At 68.0% G+C, this 14288-nt stretch carries 16 protein-coding genes and 1 pseudogene; 3 read left to right on the top strand and 14 right to left on the bottom strand.

The genetic code is table 11. The annotated features are described in order from the left end of the window. The 11 genes and pseudogenes from B3D50_RS13530 to B3D50_RS13480 form a co-directional block, all read right to left on the bottom strand. Nucleotides 1–232, bottom strand: a pseudogene (locus tag B3D50_RS13530) (DUF1134 domain-containing protein); the annotation flags it as partial. A gap of 173 nt (nucleotides 233–405) precedes the next feature. Continuing rightward, nucleotides 406–957 (bottom strand): TIGR00645 family protein, encoded by a 552-nt coding sequence (locus tag B3D50_RS13525; protein WP_003166428.1) that lies wholly within the window; start codon nucleotides 955–957, stop codon nucleotides 406–408. 2 nt (nucleotides 958–959) lie between these two features. Continuing rightward, nucleotides 960–3353 (bottom strand): phenylalanine--tRNA ligase subunit beta, encoded by a 2394-nt coding sequence (pheT, locus tag B3D50_RS13520; protein ID WP_286951956.1) that lies wholly within the window; start codon nucleotides 3351–3353, stop codon nucleotides 960–962. After that, on the bottom strand, nucleotides 3350–3769 hold the full coding sequence (locus tag B3D50_RS13515) for a hypothetical protein (RefSeq protein WP_003166431.1): 420 nt from the start codon (nucleotides 3767–3769) through the stop codon (nucleotides 3350–3352). The genes pheT and B3D50_RS13515 overlap by 4 nt, the downstream gene beginning before the upstream one ends. Before the next feature lie 19 nt (nucleotides 3770–3788). Next, nucleotides 3789–4865 (bottom strand): phenylalanine--tRNA ligase subunit alpha, encoded by a 1077-nt coding sequence (pheS, locus tag B3D50_RS13510; protein WP_286951953.1) that lies wholly within the window; start codon nucleotides 4863–4865, stop codon nucleotides 3789–3791. A 59-nt stretch (nucleotides 4866–4924) separates the two neighbouring features. After that, nucleotides 4925–5128 (bottom strand): dodecin family protein, encoded by a 204-nt coding sequence (locus B3D50_RS13505; protein ID WP_046652585.1) that lies wholly within the window; start codon nucleotides 5126–5128, stop codon nucleotides 4925–4927. Nucleotides 5129–5293: 165 nt separating this feature from the next. Beyond that, nucleotides 5294–5647 (bottom strand): 50S ribosomal protein L20, encoded by a 354-nt coding sequence (gene rplT / locus B3D50_RS13500; RefSeq protein WP_003166434.1) that lies wholly within the window; start codon nucleotides 5645–5647, stop codon nucleotides 5294–5296. Between the two features lie 110 nt (nucleotides 5648–5757). Then, the gene (rpmI, locus tag B3D50_RS13495) at nucleotides 5758–5955 is read right to left on the bottom strand and encodes a 50S ribosomal protein L35 (protein ID WP_003166435.1); all 198 of its coding nucleotides are present in this window, start codon (nucleotides 5953–5955) and stop codon (nucleotides 5758–5760) included. 173 nt (nucleotides 5956–6128) lie between these two features. After that, nucleotides 6129–7406, bottom strand: coding sequence for an MFS transporter (locus B3D50_RS13490; protein ID WP_269296549.1), 1278 nt, complete (start codon nucleotides 7404–7406; stop codon nucleotides 6129–6131). 80 nt (nucleotides 7407–7486) lie between these two features. Further along, nucleotides 7487–8008 carry a translation initiation factor IF-3 gene (gene infC / locus B3D50_RS13485; protein WP_003166438.1) on the bottom strand — a complete coding sequence of 174 codons (522 nt, stop codon included), beginning with the start codon at nucleotides 8006–8008 and terminating at the stop codon, nucleotides 7487–7489. A gap of 145 nt (nucleotides 8009–8153) precedes the next feature. Continuing rightward, entirely contained in the window at nucleotides 8154–9116 is a 963-nt protein-coding gene (locus B3D50_RS13480) for a glycosyltransferase family 9 protein (RefSeq protein WP_286951932.1), read from the bottom strand. A gap of 79 nt (nucleotides 9117–9195) precedes the next feature. On the opposite strand from B3D50_RS13480, the gene B3D50_RS13475 reads away from it, so the two are divergent. Continuing rightward, a complete protein-coding gene (locus B3D50_RS13475; RefSeq protein WP_286951931.1) occupies nucleotides 9196–9936 on the top strand; it encodes an alpha/beta fold hydrolase in 741 nt (246 codons plus the stop codon). Nucleotides 9937–9967: 31 nt separating this feature from the next. On the opposite strand, the gene hslU is transcribed toward B3D50_RS13475, so the two are convergent. Continuing rightward, complete coding sequence (hslU, locus tag B3D50_RS13470) at nucleotides 9968–11275, bottom strand: ATP-dependent protease ATPase subunit HslU (RefSeq protein ID WP_286951930.1); 1308 nt, start codon at nucleotides 11273–11275, stop codon at nucleotides 9968–9970. 72 nt (nucleotides 11276–11347) lie between these two features. Continuing rightward, entirely contained in the window at nucleotides 11348–11917 is a 570-nt protein-coding gene (gene hslV, locus B3D50_RS13465) for an ATP-dependent protease subunit HslV (RefSeq protein WP_269297173.1), read from the bottom strand. Nucleotides 11918–12081: 164 nt separating this feature from the next. On the opposite strand from hslV, the gene B3D50_RS13460 reads away from it, so the two are divergent. Together B3D50_RS13460 and B3D50_RS13455 are read left to right on the top strand one after the other, a co-directional pair. Then, nucleotides 12082–12492 (top strand): BLUF domain-containing protein, encoded by a 411-nt coding sequence (locus B3D50_RS13460; protein ID WP_286951928.1) that lies wholly within the window; start codon nucleotides 12082–12084, stop codon nucleotides 12490–12492. 31 nt (nucleotides 12493–12523) lie between these two features. Beyond that, nucleotides 12524–13300 carry a HesA/MoeB/ThiF family protein gene (locus tag B3D50_RS13455; protein WP_286951926.1) on the top strand — a complete coding sequence of 259 codons (777 nt, stop codon included), beginning with the start codon at nucleotides 12524–12526 and terminating at the stop codon, nucleotides 13298–13300. Here the strand turns inward: B3D50_RS13455 and B3D50_RS13450 are convergent. Continuing rightward, nucleotides 13297–14283 (bottom strand): 2-hydroxyacid dehydrogenase, encoded by a 987-nt coding sequence (locus tag B3D50_RS13450; protein ID WP_286951924.1) that lies wholly within the window; start codon nucleotides 14281–14283, stop codon nucleotides 13297–13299. The genes B3D50_RS13455 and B3D50_RS13450 overlap by 4 nt on opposite strands. Nucleotides 14284–14288: the final 5 nt, after the last annotated feature.

Genomic DNA, 14288 nt, shown 5'->3' with positions numbered 1-14288 from the left:
GTTCGGCGAAGATGCGTTCGATGGCGCCGCCTACAGCCTCGGCGGCGATGCCCAGTTCCCGCGAGCCGGCGGTGACCAGTTCGTCAAAGGTGTAGGCCTGGGCCCGCTGATCGGACGCGATCGGATAGTTGGGATCGGCGGGCGGGCGGCTGGCGCAAGCGCCCAGACCGGCGGGCAGGGCGCCGGCGGCGGCGATGCCGAGGCTGGTGCGGATCAGTTGGCGGCGGTGCATAATCAAGGCTCCCGGCTAAGGACGGTCCGCCCGTCGTCGCGGGCTTGGCCTACCGTCCCTGCCTTTTACGGCAGCCTTGGGGCTTTAAGGTTAACCGAAGATTGCCGCGCGCGCCGATAAAGCGTTCCAGCGGATCAAGCCTGCGTCATGCAGGCCGAAAATCCGCCGGGCCGTCAGTGCTTGTCGGTCTTGGCCGCGATCCAGTCCATCAGGGCCAGAAGCACCCCCGAGGCGATGAAGGTCAGATGGATGATCACCGCCCACATAAGCGCCGCCTCATCCAGCGGATGGCCCGGCTTGCCGATGTTCATGAAGCTCTTGAGCAGATAGATGGCCGAGATCGCCACGATGGAGGCGATCAGCTTCATCTTCAGGCCCGAGAAGTCCACCGACCCCATCCACGGCGGGCGGTCCACGTGGTTCTCGTCCAGATCCAGCTTGGAGACGAAATTCTCATAGCCGGAATAGAGGACGATCAGCAGCAGATTGCCTGCCAGCGACAGGTCCACCAGGCTGAGGATGGCCAGGATGGCGGTGTCGGACGTCATGTGGCCGTCGCCGACGATGAAGGCCTGCGGCAGGTAGTAGAACAGCTCCCGCACGAAGACGACGAGCAGCATCACCAGGGCCAGCACCAGGCCGAGGTAGAAGGGGGCCATCAACCAGCGCGCGCGGAACAGGTTCCGCTCGAACTGGGTCTCGGCCCAGGGCTTCTTGTCCGTCATGTTCAGCTTCTCAGAGTCCCGCCGGCCTTGGTCGCAGCAGATGTGATCTTGGCCGTCAGGGCCTCGATCTCCGCTTCGGTCAGGGTGGCGGCGCGGGGCTGGACCTCGACCTCGATCGCCACCGACTTCTGACCTTCCGGCACGCCTTGGCCGCGATAGACGTCGAAGACGCGCACCTCGGCGATCAGGGCCTTGTCGGCGCCCGCCACGGCGCGGGTCAGGTCGCCCACGGCCTTGGCTTCATCCATCAGGAAGGCGAAGTCGCGGGTCAGGGGCATCAGGTTCGGCAGATCCGCCGCGCCGCGCGCCTTGCCCGCTTTGCCCCGCGGTTCCGGCACGGAATCCAGCACGATCTCGAAAGCCAGCATGGGACCGTCCGCGTCCAGCGCCTTCAGCACGCGCGGGTGCAGGGCGCCGAACTCGACGATGACGTTCTTGGGCCCGAGTTGCAGCCGGGCCGAGCGGCCGGGGTGCCACCAGTCGCGGTTCGAGCCCTGCGCCAGCTGCAGGGAGGCGACCGGCGCGCCGATCTCTTCCAGCACAGCCATCAGGTCGCCCTTCAGCGCGAACAGGGGGTCTTCCCCCGCCCCGCCCCAGTGACGGTCGGCGTGCGGCGCGATCAGGCCCGCGATGACGGTGCGCTGGCCGTTCGGCTGATCGTCCAGATAGATGGGGCCGATCTCGAACAGGGCGACGTCGGCGTGGCCGCGCGCCGCGTTGCGCGCCGCCGCCTGAATCAGGTTCGGCAGGGCCGAGGGCCTCATGCAGTCCAGATCGGCCGCGATGGGGTTCTCCAGCACCAGACGCTCATCGCCGCCGCCGAACAGGGTCGCGATCGACTGCTTGGTGAAGGACCAGGTGACGGCCTCGGCATAGCCCAGGGCCGCCAAGGCGCGACGGGCCGTGCGCACGCGCGCCTGACGCGAGCTGAGCACCCCGCCCGGCGCCGGGGCGACCGGCGGCAGGGGCGCGTCGGGCAGGGCGGCGTAACCCTCGATGCGGGCGACCTCCTCGACCAGATCAGCCGGACCTTCGACGTCGCGACGCCAGGACGGCGGCGTCACCGACCAGGGCGAGCCGCGCATGACGGTGAAGCCCAGGGCGAACAGAATCTCGAAAATCCGGTCCTCGCCCAGATCCATGCCCGACAAGCGCTTCACATAGGCCGGGTCGAAGGCGAAGGCGGCGGGGGCGGCCGGGGCCTGACCCGCCACCGTGACCGTTGACGGCTCGCCGCCGCACAGGTCCAGGATCAACTGCGTCGCCAGTTCCAGACCCGGGACGACCGAGGCTGTGTCGACGCCGCGCGCGAAGCGATACTGGGCGTCGGAGCTGACGCCCAGCGAGCGGCCCGTCTGGGCCGTGACGATGGGGTCGAACCAGGCGCTTTCGACGAAGACGTCGACCGTCTCGTCCGAGCAGCCGGTGGAGACGCCGCCCATGACGCCGCCCAGGCCGATGGCCCGCTGCCCCCCGGCGTCGGCGATGACGCAGTCGGCGGCGCCCGGCGCATAGGTCTTGCCGTCCAGGGCTTCCAGCTGGTCGGCGTCGCCGCGACCGGCGCGCACCACGATCGCGTCGCCCGACAGGCTCGCCAGATCATAGACGTGCAGAGGCCGCGCACGGTCGTAGGAAATCAGGTTGGTGATGTCGACGAGGCGGTTGATCGGGCGCAGGCCGATCGCCGTCAGGCGCTGTTGCAGCCATTCCGGCGACGGGCCGTTCTGCACGCCCCGGATCACGCGGCCGGCGAAGACCGGGCACAGCTCGGGCGCCTCCAGCGTCACCGAGACGGGGCTGTCGAACGCGCCGGCGACCGGCGCGATCTCCGGCGTCGTCAGCTTGCCCAGCCCGGCGGCGGCCAGGTCGCGCGCGATGCCCGCCACGCCCAGCCAGTCGGGACGGTTCGGCGTCACCTCGAAGTCGATGACCGGCTCGGCGCCGAAGACGCCGGCGGCGGGCTGGCCGACCTGCAGCTCGTCGGACAGCTCAAGAATGCCGTCGCTCTCGTCGGGCAGTTCAAGCTCCGCGCCCGAGCACAGCATGCCGTTGGACACCACGCCGCGCACCGGCTTCTCGACCAGGGTCACGCCCAGACCGGGCACATAGGCGCCGATGGGGGCGTAGATGGTGGTCAGGCCCGCCCGTGCGTTCGGCGCGCCGCAGACGATCTCCTTCGGGCCGTCCACGGTCTCGACCTGGCAGACCTGCAGCCGGTCGGCGTTCGGGTGACGCTCGGCCGAGATGATCTTGGCGACGGTGAAGGGCGCCAGGGCGGCGATGGGGTCGTGGACCTCCTCGACCTCCAGCCCGGCCATCGTCATGGCCTCGGCGACCTGATCGACCTCGGCCTCGGTATCCAGATGGGCCTTCAGCCAGGAAAGCGTGAACTTCATTGGGTCGCACCGTCCTGCGGCTGCGCCAGGGCCTTGGCCATGTTGTCGAGGAAGGCGGACGAGCCGGTAAAGCCGACGCCCAGGAAGTTGCAGTTGATGAACTGGCAGTTCTTGAACGGAATCGGGCCGGTGACACGCTGCGGACCCTGCGGGCTCAGCATCAGGTTGCGCGGGTCGCCATGGGCGTCGCCCATGTTGCAGCCGTCGAAGTTGCAGCCTTCCAGCGGCAGCAGGACGGCCGGACCCTCGATCAGGCAATTCTCGAACCGGCGGCCTTCAATGACCATGGACCCGGCGCGCGCCGTTTCCATAAACAGCTGGGGCAGCCAGACCGTCTTGTTCGCATAGTTCGGGCCAGGGCCCAGCAGCTCCAGGACGATCGGTTCAGCGGCGGCGGTGTTGGTCGCGTCAGTCATGGGATCGCTCTTTTCAATATCAGCTGAGGCCCGACGCCGGGTTCGGCGCGGCGAAGGCGGAGAAGCCGTAGTGCGCCAGCCAGCGCGTATCGGCCTCAAACATAGGGCGCAGGTCGGGCACGCCGTATTTCAACATGGCCAGGCGGTCGACGCCCATGCCGAAGGCGAAGCCCTGATACTCGTCCGGGTCGATGCCGCAGTTGCGCAGCACGTTCGGATGCACCATGCCGCAGCCCAAAATCTCCAGCCAGTCCTCGCCCTCGTTCAGGGTCAGCTTGCCGCCGGAACGGTCGCAGCGGATGTCCATCTCGGCCGAGGGCTCGGTGAAGGGGAAGTGGTGCGGGCGGAAACGGGCGTGAACATCGTCCAGCTCGAAGAAGCGGGCGATGAAGGTCTCCAGCGTCGTCTTCAGATGGCCCATGTGGATGTCGCGATCGATCACCAGGCCCTCGATCTGGTGGAACATCGGCGTGTGGGTGGCGTCGGAATCCTTACGGAAGGTGCGGCCCGGCGCGATGATGCGGATCGGCGGCTTCTGCGACATCATGGTGCGGACCTGCACCGGGCTGGTGTGGGTCCGCAGCACCTTGCGCTCGCCCGTTTGCGGGTCGGGCTTCAGGAAAAAGGTGTCGTGCATCTCCCGCGCCGGATGCTTGGGCGGGAAGTTCAGCGCCGTGAAGTTGTGGAAGTCGTCCTCGATGTCCGGCCCCTCGGCGACCGAGAAGCCCATGTCGGCGAAGACGGCGACCATCTCGTCCATGACCTGCATGGTCGGATGCACCCCGCCCTTGCGGCGCGGACGGCTGGGCAGGGTCAGATCGACGCGCTCGGCCGACAGGCGGGCGTCCAGCTCGGCGGCCTCCAGCTCGGCCTTACGGGCGGCCAGGGCCGACGACACCCGGTCGCGCAGGCCGTTGATGACGGGGCCGCGCTCGCGGCGCTCATCGGGGCTCAGCGCCCCCATGCCTTTAAGCAGGGCCGAGACGGTCCCCGTCTTGCCGAGGGCGGCGACGCGCACCTCCTCGATCGCGGCGACGGTCGAGGCCGCCCCGATGGCGTTGATCAGGTCGAGTTCTAGCTGGGCGAGATCGGTCATGGTCCGCAGCGTCTAGCCCGCCGCAGCCGTCTCGCAAAGCCTTTCAGCGTCGATCCGCCTCAATCCGCGAGGATGAAGGTGACCTTCATGTTGACTCGATATTCGGCGATCGCGCCGTCACGCACGATCACCTTCTGCTCCTGAATCCAGGCGCCTTCGACGTGACGCAGGGTCTTGTCGGCGCGGGCGACGCCCTGGGCGATGGCGTCCTCGAAGCTGACGGTCGAGGACGCGGTGATTTCGGTGACGCGGGCGACAGACATGGCGAAGCCTCCTGAAACGCCGATCGACGACCGGCTGCCTCACCCCAACGCCCGACACGCCCGAAAGGTCAGGAGCCCCATGAAAAACGCCCGCCCCGGCGACCGGGACGGGCGTTTGTTCTTTTGCGCTAGCGCTCGACCCGCGGGGTCTCGCTGCTCGAGCGCTTAGGCCAGGGCCGCGCGAACCTTGTCGGCGATGCCCTTGAAGCCGGCTTCATCGGCGGCGATGGCGGCCAGAACCTTGCGGTCCAGCTCGATGCCCGCCTTGTTCAGGCCGTGCATGAACTGCGAATAGGTGAAGCCTTCGGTGCGGGCCGCGGCGTTGATGCGCTGGATCCACAGGGCGCGGAACGAGCGCTTCTTGTTGCGACGGTCGCGGTAGGCGTACTGACCGGCGCGATCCACCGCGGCCTTGGCGGCGCGGATGGTGTTCTTGCGGCGGCCGTAGAAGCCCTTGGCCTGCTTCAGGACTTTCTTGTGCTTGGCGTGGGACGTAACGCCCCGGGTGACGCGAGCCATTGTAATTTTCCCTTCGGGAAGTCCCTACCGCTCGGCCCGCGGGGCCTCGCTGCTTGAGGGACTTAATTCAAATTCGATTAGCGGAGAGGATCAGTGATGCAGCGCGCCGATCAGGCGTACGGCATGTAGGACTTGATCTTCTTGGCGTCGGCGTCGGCCATGACCGAAGTGCCGCGGTTCTGGCGGATGTACTTCGAGTTGTGGCTGATCAGGCGGTGGCGCTTGCCGGCCACGCCAGCCTTGACCTTGCCCGTCGCGGTGAATTTGAAGCGCTTCTTGGCGCCCGACTTCGTCTTCAGCTTCGGCATTTTCACTCTCTTTATTGAGGGGTCTACCGCCCTTCGGGCTACTTGAGCCCCAAGGTCAGATGACCGATTTAAGACCGCCCAGGCATGCCTGTTCGCCCGGCGGTCCGGTACGCGAAGGCGCGGCTTCTACGCCAAACGGGGAGCGGAGGCAAGAAGAGTCCGCGCTGTCCGCTTCAGACCTGGGCCGCCCGACGGCGCGCAGCGCGCCCGGCGTTGATCGCCATGACCGCCGCCGGAACCGTCAGCACCGCCCCGACCAGGAAGGGCCAGTCCGGCCCCACGGCGGAATAGAGAACCCCCGCCGCCATGGGGCCGACGATGCGCGCCATCGATCCCGCCGCCATGTTCAGCCCCAGCATGGCGCCCTGCCGGTCCGGCGGGGACGAACGGCTGATCAGGGCCGAGATGTTGGGCATGGCCAGCGACATGCCGCACGCGCCGATCCCCATGACGATGGGAATGATCCATCCGGCCGACACCGGAATGACGAACAGCCCCAGGTCGATCTGCGTCGCCGGGAACCAGGCCGGCGGCGCGACCACCTGCAGAATAAGCGACGTCCCGAACAGCAGCATCCCCGCCGCCAGCACCCGCGCCTCGCCGAACCGCCGCGCCAACCGACCGGCCAGCAGTCCCTGGTTCACGGCCGAGACCAGGCCCACGATCATGAAGCTGAGCCCCACCTCGCGCGCGGTCCAGGCGTAGCGGTTCTCGGCCCACAGGCCGAAGGCGGCCTCCATGGCCGAAAAGCCCGCCAGATAGATCAGGCTGACCACCAGGACGCGCGACACCACCTCGTCCGTGCGCGCGAACTGAATCCCCGACAGGAAGGCGGGGCGCGGCGCCGCCGGGTCCGCCTTGGCCCGGCTTTCGCGCAGGAAGAACATCACCCCCAGCGCCGCCAGCACCGCCGCGCCCGAGGCCGCGAAGATAGGCAGCTGATAGCCGACATGGCCCATCTGCGGCTGAGCCAGCAGGCCGCCCATGCCCGGCCCGACGATGAAGCCCAGACCGAAGGCGGCGCCGATCAACCCCATGCGCCCGGCCCGACGCTCGGGCGGCGTGACGTCGGCGATATAGCCCTGGACCGTCGAGATATTGCCCGCGCCCAGGCCTGTGAACATCCGCACCAGGATCGCCGCCCAGATGTTGGGCGCGAACGCCAGCAACAGATAGCCTACGGCGTTGGCCGCCAGCGTGATCAGCAGAACCGGCTTGCGCCCGATCCGGTCCGACAGCCGCCCCCAGAAGGGCTCGGCGAAGAACTGACCCAGGGAATAGGCCGAGAACATCAGGGTGATCTGCCACGGCTCGGCCTGAAGGCTCTGGGCGAAGAAGGGCAGCAGCGGCACCACCAGGCCGAACCCGACCAGATTGATGAAGACCACGGCGAACAGCACCGCCAGGGTCGGCGTCCCCGCGCCGGAAGCCTTTGTCGTCTGCGCCGTCATTCGTTCTCGTCTCGCCGGATAGTAAGACGCCCCAGCCATGCGGCCGGGGCGTCTTCAAAGTCTTCAGTTCAAGTCCGCGATCAGCGGGGCGCCAGGATCATGATCATCTGGCGGCCTTCCATCTTGGGCGCGAACTCGACCTTGGCCTCTTCCTCGAAATCGGCCTGGACCTTGTTCATCAGCTTCATGCCCAGTTCGGGGTGGGCCATTTCGCGGCCGCGGAAGCGGATGGTCACCTTGACCTTGTCACCGTCGTCGAAGAAGCGGTGCATGGCCTTGGCCTTCACGTCGTAGTCGTGCGTGTCGATGTTCGGCCGAAGCTTGATTTCCTTCAGCTCGACGACCTTCTGACGCTTGCGCGCCTCGGCCTTCTTCTTCTGTTCCTGGAAACGATGCTTGCCGTAGTCCAGAATCTTGCACACCGGCGTTTCGGCGTTGGCGACGATCTGAACCAGGTCCAGGCCCGCCTCCTCGGCGGCCTCCAGCGCGGCCGACAGCGGCATGACGCCCTGTTTTTCCCCATTCTGGTCGATGAGCAGAACGCGGGCGGCGCGGATATCCTGGTTGATGGGCGGCCCGTCCTTTACGGGCGGCGCTTGCATGGGACGGCGAATGGGCGTCGTTTCCTTATGTGATCAGAAGATAGGCGAAACTGGCTGCGAGGATTCAGCGCGCAAGGCTGCGGCTGTGTTCCAAGCGGCCGGAATATGGCGACGCAAGGCCGATGTTTCAAGGGATTTCGGGCCTTCAGGCCTTTACGGCCCCTTCAGCGACATAGGCGTCGTGCAGCTCCAGCACCGCATTGAAGACATGATCGACGCTCAGATCCTCGATCGGGGCGAACTGGCCGCGCGTCTCATTGGACGCCGCCGTGCGCGTCTTCGGCCCCCACGGCCCGTACAGCCACCACTCGGTCGGACCGAACAGGCCCAGGGTGGGCCGCCCCAACGCCGCCGAGACGTGCATCAGGCCGCTGTCGTTTCCGACGAACAGGGTCGCCCGGTCGATGGCCGCGGCTGAGCATAGGATGTCGCCCTTGCCCACGCAGTCGATGGCGCGCGGTCCCGCCGCCTCCAGCGCCGGGGTCGCGGGCGGCCGGTCGCCGGGACCGCCGACGGGCATGAAGCGCCAGCCGTCGAAACGCGGCTCGGCCTTCAGCTTCTCGACCAATTGCCCCCAGCGGTCGGCGGGCCAGGACTTGCCTGGCTGGTGGGCGATGGGCGCCAAAGCGATGATCGGCCCTTCGCCCGGCCCGGCGGCCAGTTGGGGATCGATGACGGCGGCGGCTTCAGCGCGGGCCTGAGCGTCGAGGAAGATTTCCGGGTCCAGCGGCATAGCCGAGCCCATCAGGCGCGACACCATCTCGACCTTGCGCAGGCCCGTCTCCCAGCGGCGGTTGTAGACGATGCGACGCTTGGCCGGGATCAGATAAGCCAGGGCCGAGCCGCGGATGTCCACGACCATGTCCCACTTGGTCCCGCGCACCTGTCGCCAGAGATCGACCCAGTGTCCGGCGGCCTTCATCTTGTCGAGGATGATGACCCGTTCGACATTGGGCGCCGAGCGGAAGAAGGGCGCCGGCGGACGGCCGCAGGCGACGGTGATCTGAACGCCCGGAATCTGACGCGCGATCTCGCGGATCACCCCCGAGGAGATGACGCAGTCGCCGATGCGGTTGGAGCTGACGAAGAGGGCTTTAGGTGCGGACAAGCGGGGCTCTCGCGGCCTGTGAACAATCGCGGTCTCTGCTAAAGCCATTCCGCGAGGAATGACAGTCCGAGGAGTTTTCATGTCCGACGTCCAGACTCTGAAACGCCCCGATGGCGAGACCCTGGCCTTCAAGGCCGTGGATGGCGAAGGCCCGACCGTCGTCTGGATCGGCGGCTTCCGTTCGGACATGGAGGGGACCAAGGCCCTGGCGCTGGACAAGGCCGCCCGAGAGCGCGGCTGGAGCTATGTGCGCTACGACCACTTCGCCCACGGCGTGTCTTCCGGCGACTGGAAGCAGGCCACCATCGGCCGCTGGCGCGAAGACGCCGTCGCCCTGATCGACAGCCTTCAGGGGCCGGTGATCCCGGTCGGCTCGTCGATGGGCGGCTGGGTCGCCCTTCTGGCGACGCTGGCCCGGCCGGAGCGGATCAAGGGCGTGGTGCTGGTCAATCCGGCGCAGGACTTCACCGAAAAGCTGATGTGGCCGGGTCTGGCCGACCATGAGCGGCAGGCCATCCTGCGCGAAGGCGAGACGGTCATCACCGAGGAAGGCCTCGGCTCCTACGTCCTGACCCGGCGCATGTTCGAGGAGGCCCGCGACTGGCTGCTGCTGGACGGCCGGATCGACATCACCGCGCCGGTTCACGTGCTGCAGGGCCGCGCCGACGACGTGGTGCCGTGGCGCCATCAGGTCGAGCTGGCCGAACGCCTGAGCGGCGGCGATCTGCGCCTCGACCTGATCGAAGGCGGCGACCACCGGCTGTCGAGCCCGGCGGATCTGGAGCGGTTGGTGGAAGCGGTGGAGGCGATGCGGGGCTGATCCCGCACCGCCGCGACAGCGGATCAGGCCATCACAGGATGAACCGGCTCAGGTCGACGTTCTTGGCCAGGTCGCCGACCTTCTCGCGCACCTTGTCGCCGTCGAAGGTCAGGGTCTGGCCGGACAGGTCGGAGGCCTTGAAGCTGGTCTCTTCCAGCACCCGCTCCATCACCGTCTGAAGGCGGCGCGCGCCGATGTTCTCGACGGTGGAGTTGGCGGCCACGGCGGCGTCGGCCATGGCCTCGACCGCGTCGTCGGTGAAGACAAGCTCGACCCCTTCGGTCGCCAGCAGGGCCTGGTTCTGACGGATCAGATTGGCCTCGGGCTCGGTCAGGATGCGCTTGAAGTCGTCGCGGGTCAGGGCCTTCAGTTCGACCCGGATCGGCAGGCGGCCCTGAAGTTCGGGCAGCAGGTCCGACGGCTTGGCCACATGGAAGGCGCCCGAGGCGATGAACAGCACATGGTCGGTCTTCACCGGCCCATATTTGGTCGAGACGGTCGTCCCCTCGATCAAGGGCAGCAGGTCGCGCTGCACCCCTTCGCGTGACACGTCGGCGCCGCCGCCGCGATCCTGACGCGCGGCCACCTTGTCGATCTCGTCCAGGAAGACGATGCCCTCGTTCTCGGCCAGCAGCAGGGCTTCCTTGGTCAGGCTTTCCTGATCCAGCAGCTTGTCGCTCTCTTCGGTGACGAGGGGCGCCAGAGCGTCGCGCACGGTCAGCTTGACCGACTTGGTGCGGCCGCCGCCCATCTTGCCCAGCATTTCCGACAGGTTCAGCAGGCCGACGTTGCCGCCGCCGCCCGGCATGTCCAGCCCCTGCAAGGGCGAGGCCGTGTCGGCCAGGGCGATCTCGATCTCCTTGTCGTCCAGCTCGCCCGCGCGCAGCTTCTTGCGGAAGGCCTCGCGCGTGGCGGGCTGCGAGCCGGGCCCGACCAGGGCGTCCAGAATGCGTTCCTCGGCCTGCCCCTCGGCGCGGGCCTTCACGCCCGAGCGGCGCTTGTCGCGCACCATGACCAGGGCGCTCTCCACCAGGTCGCGCATGATCTGGTCGACGTCGCGGCCGACATAGCCGACCTCGGTGAACTTGGTCGCCTCGACCTTGAGGAAGGGCGAGCCGGCCAGACGCGCCAGACGCCGGGCGATCTCGGTCTTGCCCACGCCCGTCGGCCCGATCATCAGGATGTTCTTGGGCGTGACCTCGTCGCGCAGGTCGTCCGGCACGCGCTTGCGGCGCCAGCGGTTGCGCAGGGCCACGGCCACGGCGCGCTTGGCCTCGTCCTGGCCGACGATGAAGCGGTCCAGCTCGGAGACGATTTCACGGGGAGACAGATCAGTCATGGTTCGGACGGTCCAGAAATACGCATATCAGGCGCTCAAGCAGCAAGCCGCCGCGCGGCGAGCGATAACGCCCTACAGACTTTCAATGGTGAGATTGCCATTGGTGTAGACGCAGATGTCGGCGGCGATCTTCATGGCCTTGCGGGCGATCTGTTCGGCGTCCAGTTCGGTGTGCTCGTCGATCAGGGCGCGGGCGGCGGCCAGGGCGTAGTTGCCGCCCGAGCCGACGGCGGCCACGCCGTATTCCGGCTCCAGCACGTCGCCGACGCCGGTGACGGTCAGAATGGTGTCCTTGTCAGCGACCAGCAGCATGGCCTCCAGCCTCCGCAGATAGCGATCTGTGCGCCAGTCCTTGGCCAGCTCGACGCAGGCGCGGGCCAGTTGGTCCGGGTACTGCTCCAGCTTGGCTTCCAGCCGCTCGATCAGGGTCAGGGCGTCGGCCGTGGCCCCGGCGAAGCCCGCCAGAACCTTGCCGTTCGCCAGGGTGCGCACCTTGCGCGCCGCGCCCTTGACGATGGTCGGCCCCATGGAGACCTGGCCGTCGCCGGCGATGACGGTGCGGCCGTTCTTGCGCACCGCCAGAATGGTGGTGCCGTGCCAGTCGGGGAAGTTTGAGGCGCTCGTATTCATGGCCGTTGACATGGCGAAGCCCGCGGCCCGCCGCAAGATCAGGCTTTGTCGCAACCGCCCGAAAAGCTTAACCATAAGAGATTCTTAATCGCGCCGTGACAGGGGAACGCCCCCGGCCGCCCCATCACCTCGCCGTCCGCGAGGCGGGGGAGGCTGCGTTTGCGTTTCGAGTTCCCTTGCCCCTGCACCGCGCCATCTATGTCAGCGACGCCGTCGGCGGCGCGGCGACCAGCCTCCTGATCCTGGCGGAGATCCTCGGCGAGTCCGAGCGCAACAATCGCCGCGAAGGTCTGACCAGCGCCCTGATGCGCCATGGCGGCCAGTTCCTGCAGATCATCGAGGGCCGCCGAGCCGACGTCGACCGCCTGATGGACCGGCTGCGGGTCGATCCGCGCCATGAAAACCTGCGCCTGTTGTCTGACGTCGCTGTCAGCGGCCGCCGGTTCGGCGACTGGCCCATGATCCTGGCCGAGCTGACGCCCGAGGCGGCCCGCCTGTTGAACGGCGAGGCCCTGGATCAGCTCAGTCCCGCGCGCGCCGAGACCCTGCTGGCCCTGGCCGTCGGGGTCGCGCCCGTTCCGGCCTGACGCATCCGTCCGACTGCGCTAGACAGTCGGCGTGACCCAGTCTTCCGCTCCTCTCGCCCCGGTTCGCTTCTCCGACGAGGAAGTCGACCGCTACGCCCGCCAACTGGTGCTGTCCGAGATCGGCGGCCCCGGCCAGCAGGCGCTGAAACGCGCCCGCGTGCTGATCGTCGGCATGGGCGGGGTGGGCAATCCGGCCGCCCTCTATCTGGCCGCCGCCGGGGTGGGGACGCTGGGCCTGATCGACGACGACACGGTCGCCCTGTCTAACCTGCAACGCCAGATCGCCTTCACCGCCGAAGACCCCGGCCGCGCCAAGGTCGAGGCGGGCGCCGCGCGGCTGAACGCTCTCAACCCGCACGTCACGGTCCAGACCTTCAACCAGCGCGTTACGCCGGACAACGCGGCGGCTCTGATGCAGGACTTCGACCTGGCGCTGGACGGGACCGACGATTTCGAGACGCGGCTGGCCGTCAACGCCGCCTGCGTGGCGGCGGGCAAGCCGCTGGTCTCCGGCGCCCTGGGCCGTTGGTCGGGGCAGGTGTCGGTGTTCGAGGGACGGCCCTGCTACCAGTGCCTGGTGCCCGAGATTCCGCCCGACGCCGAGACCTGCGCTCGCGTCGGCGTGGTCGGCGCCCTGGCCGGCGTCATCGGCGCCATGGCGGCGCTGGAGGCGATCAAGCGGATCACCGGCGCGGGCGAGCCGCTGACCGGCCGCCTGATGCTGTACGACGGGCTGGCCGGAAGCAGCCGCGTCGTGAAGATCGCCGCCGATCCGGCCTGCGCTGTCTGTGGGTCAGCTCACGCCTAGAGCATCGCCGGGATGACCCGGTCCGGCGGGCGGTGGCCGTTCTGATAGGTCATGATGTTGGCGATCACCCGATCGCCCATGTCCTGACGCGCCTCAAGGGTGGCCGAGCCGAGGTGAGGCAGCAGCACCACGTTCGCACGGCCGAGCAGACCCGGATGCACCTGGGGCTCGTTTTCAAACACGTCCAGACCGACGCCGAACAGGGCGCGGCGGTCCAGCACCTCGACCAGGGCGGCCTCGTCGATCAGCTCGCCGCGCGCGGTGTTGACCAGGATGGCGTGCGGCTGAAGCCGGGCCAGACGCTCGGCCGACAACAGGTGGTGCGTCTCCTTCGTCGCCGGACAGTTCAGCGAGACGACGTCCATGCGCGCCAGCATCTGGTCCAGATCGTCCCACCAGGTCGCGCCCAGCTCCTCGGCGATCATGTCCGGGACGGGCTTGCGGTTGTGATAGTGGACCTGCATCCCGAAAGCCCTGGCGCGACGGGCCAAGGCCTGGCCGATGCGGCCCATGCCGACGATGCCCAGGCGCTTGCCCCACAGTTTGCGGCCGCACATCCACGTCGGGCTCCATCCCTCGAAGCGCCCGGCCTCGACCACGCCCGCCCCTTCGACGATGCGACGGCTGACGGCCAGGATCAGGCTCATGCCCAGATCGGCCGTGTCCTCGGTCAGGACGCCCGGCGTATTGGTGACGATGATCCCGCGCCCGACGGCGGCGTCGATGTCGATGTGGTCCACGCCCGCGCCGAAGTTGGCGATCATCTTAAGCTGATCGCCTGCGCCCGCGATCAGTTCGGCGTCCAGCTGGTCGGTGATGGTCGGCGCCAGCACCTCGGCCCGCTGCAGGGCCGCGGCCAGATCATCGCGCGACATCGGCCGGTCAGTCAGGTTCAGCTCGGCGTCGAAAAGTTCGCGCATCCGCGTTTCGACCGCGTCAGGCAGGCGTCTGGTTAATACGACCTTAAGCTTGCGAGCGGACATAGGAG

Origin of the sequence: Brevundimonas sp. UBA7507 (genome assembly GCF_002478355.1) — a bacterium.
In the GTDB taxonomy this organism is placed as follows: Bacteria; Pseudomonadota; Alphaproteobacteria; order Caulobacterales; family Caulobacteraceae; genus Brevundimonas; species Brevundimonas diminuta_D.
Note: the sequence above shows the minus strand (reverse complement) of the source record. Positions and strands in the feature narration are given on the sequence as shown.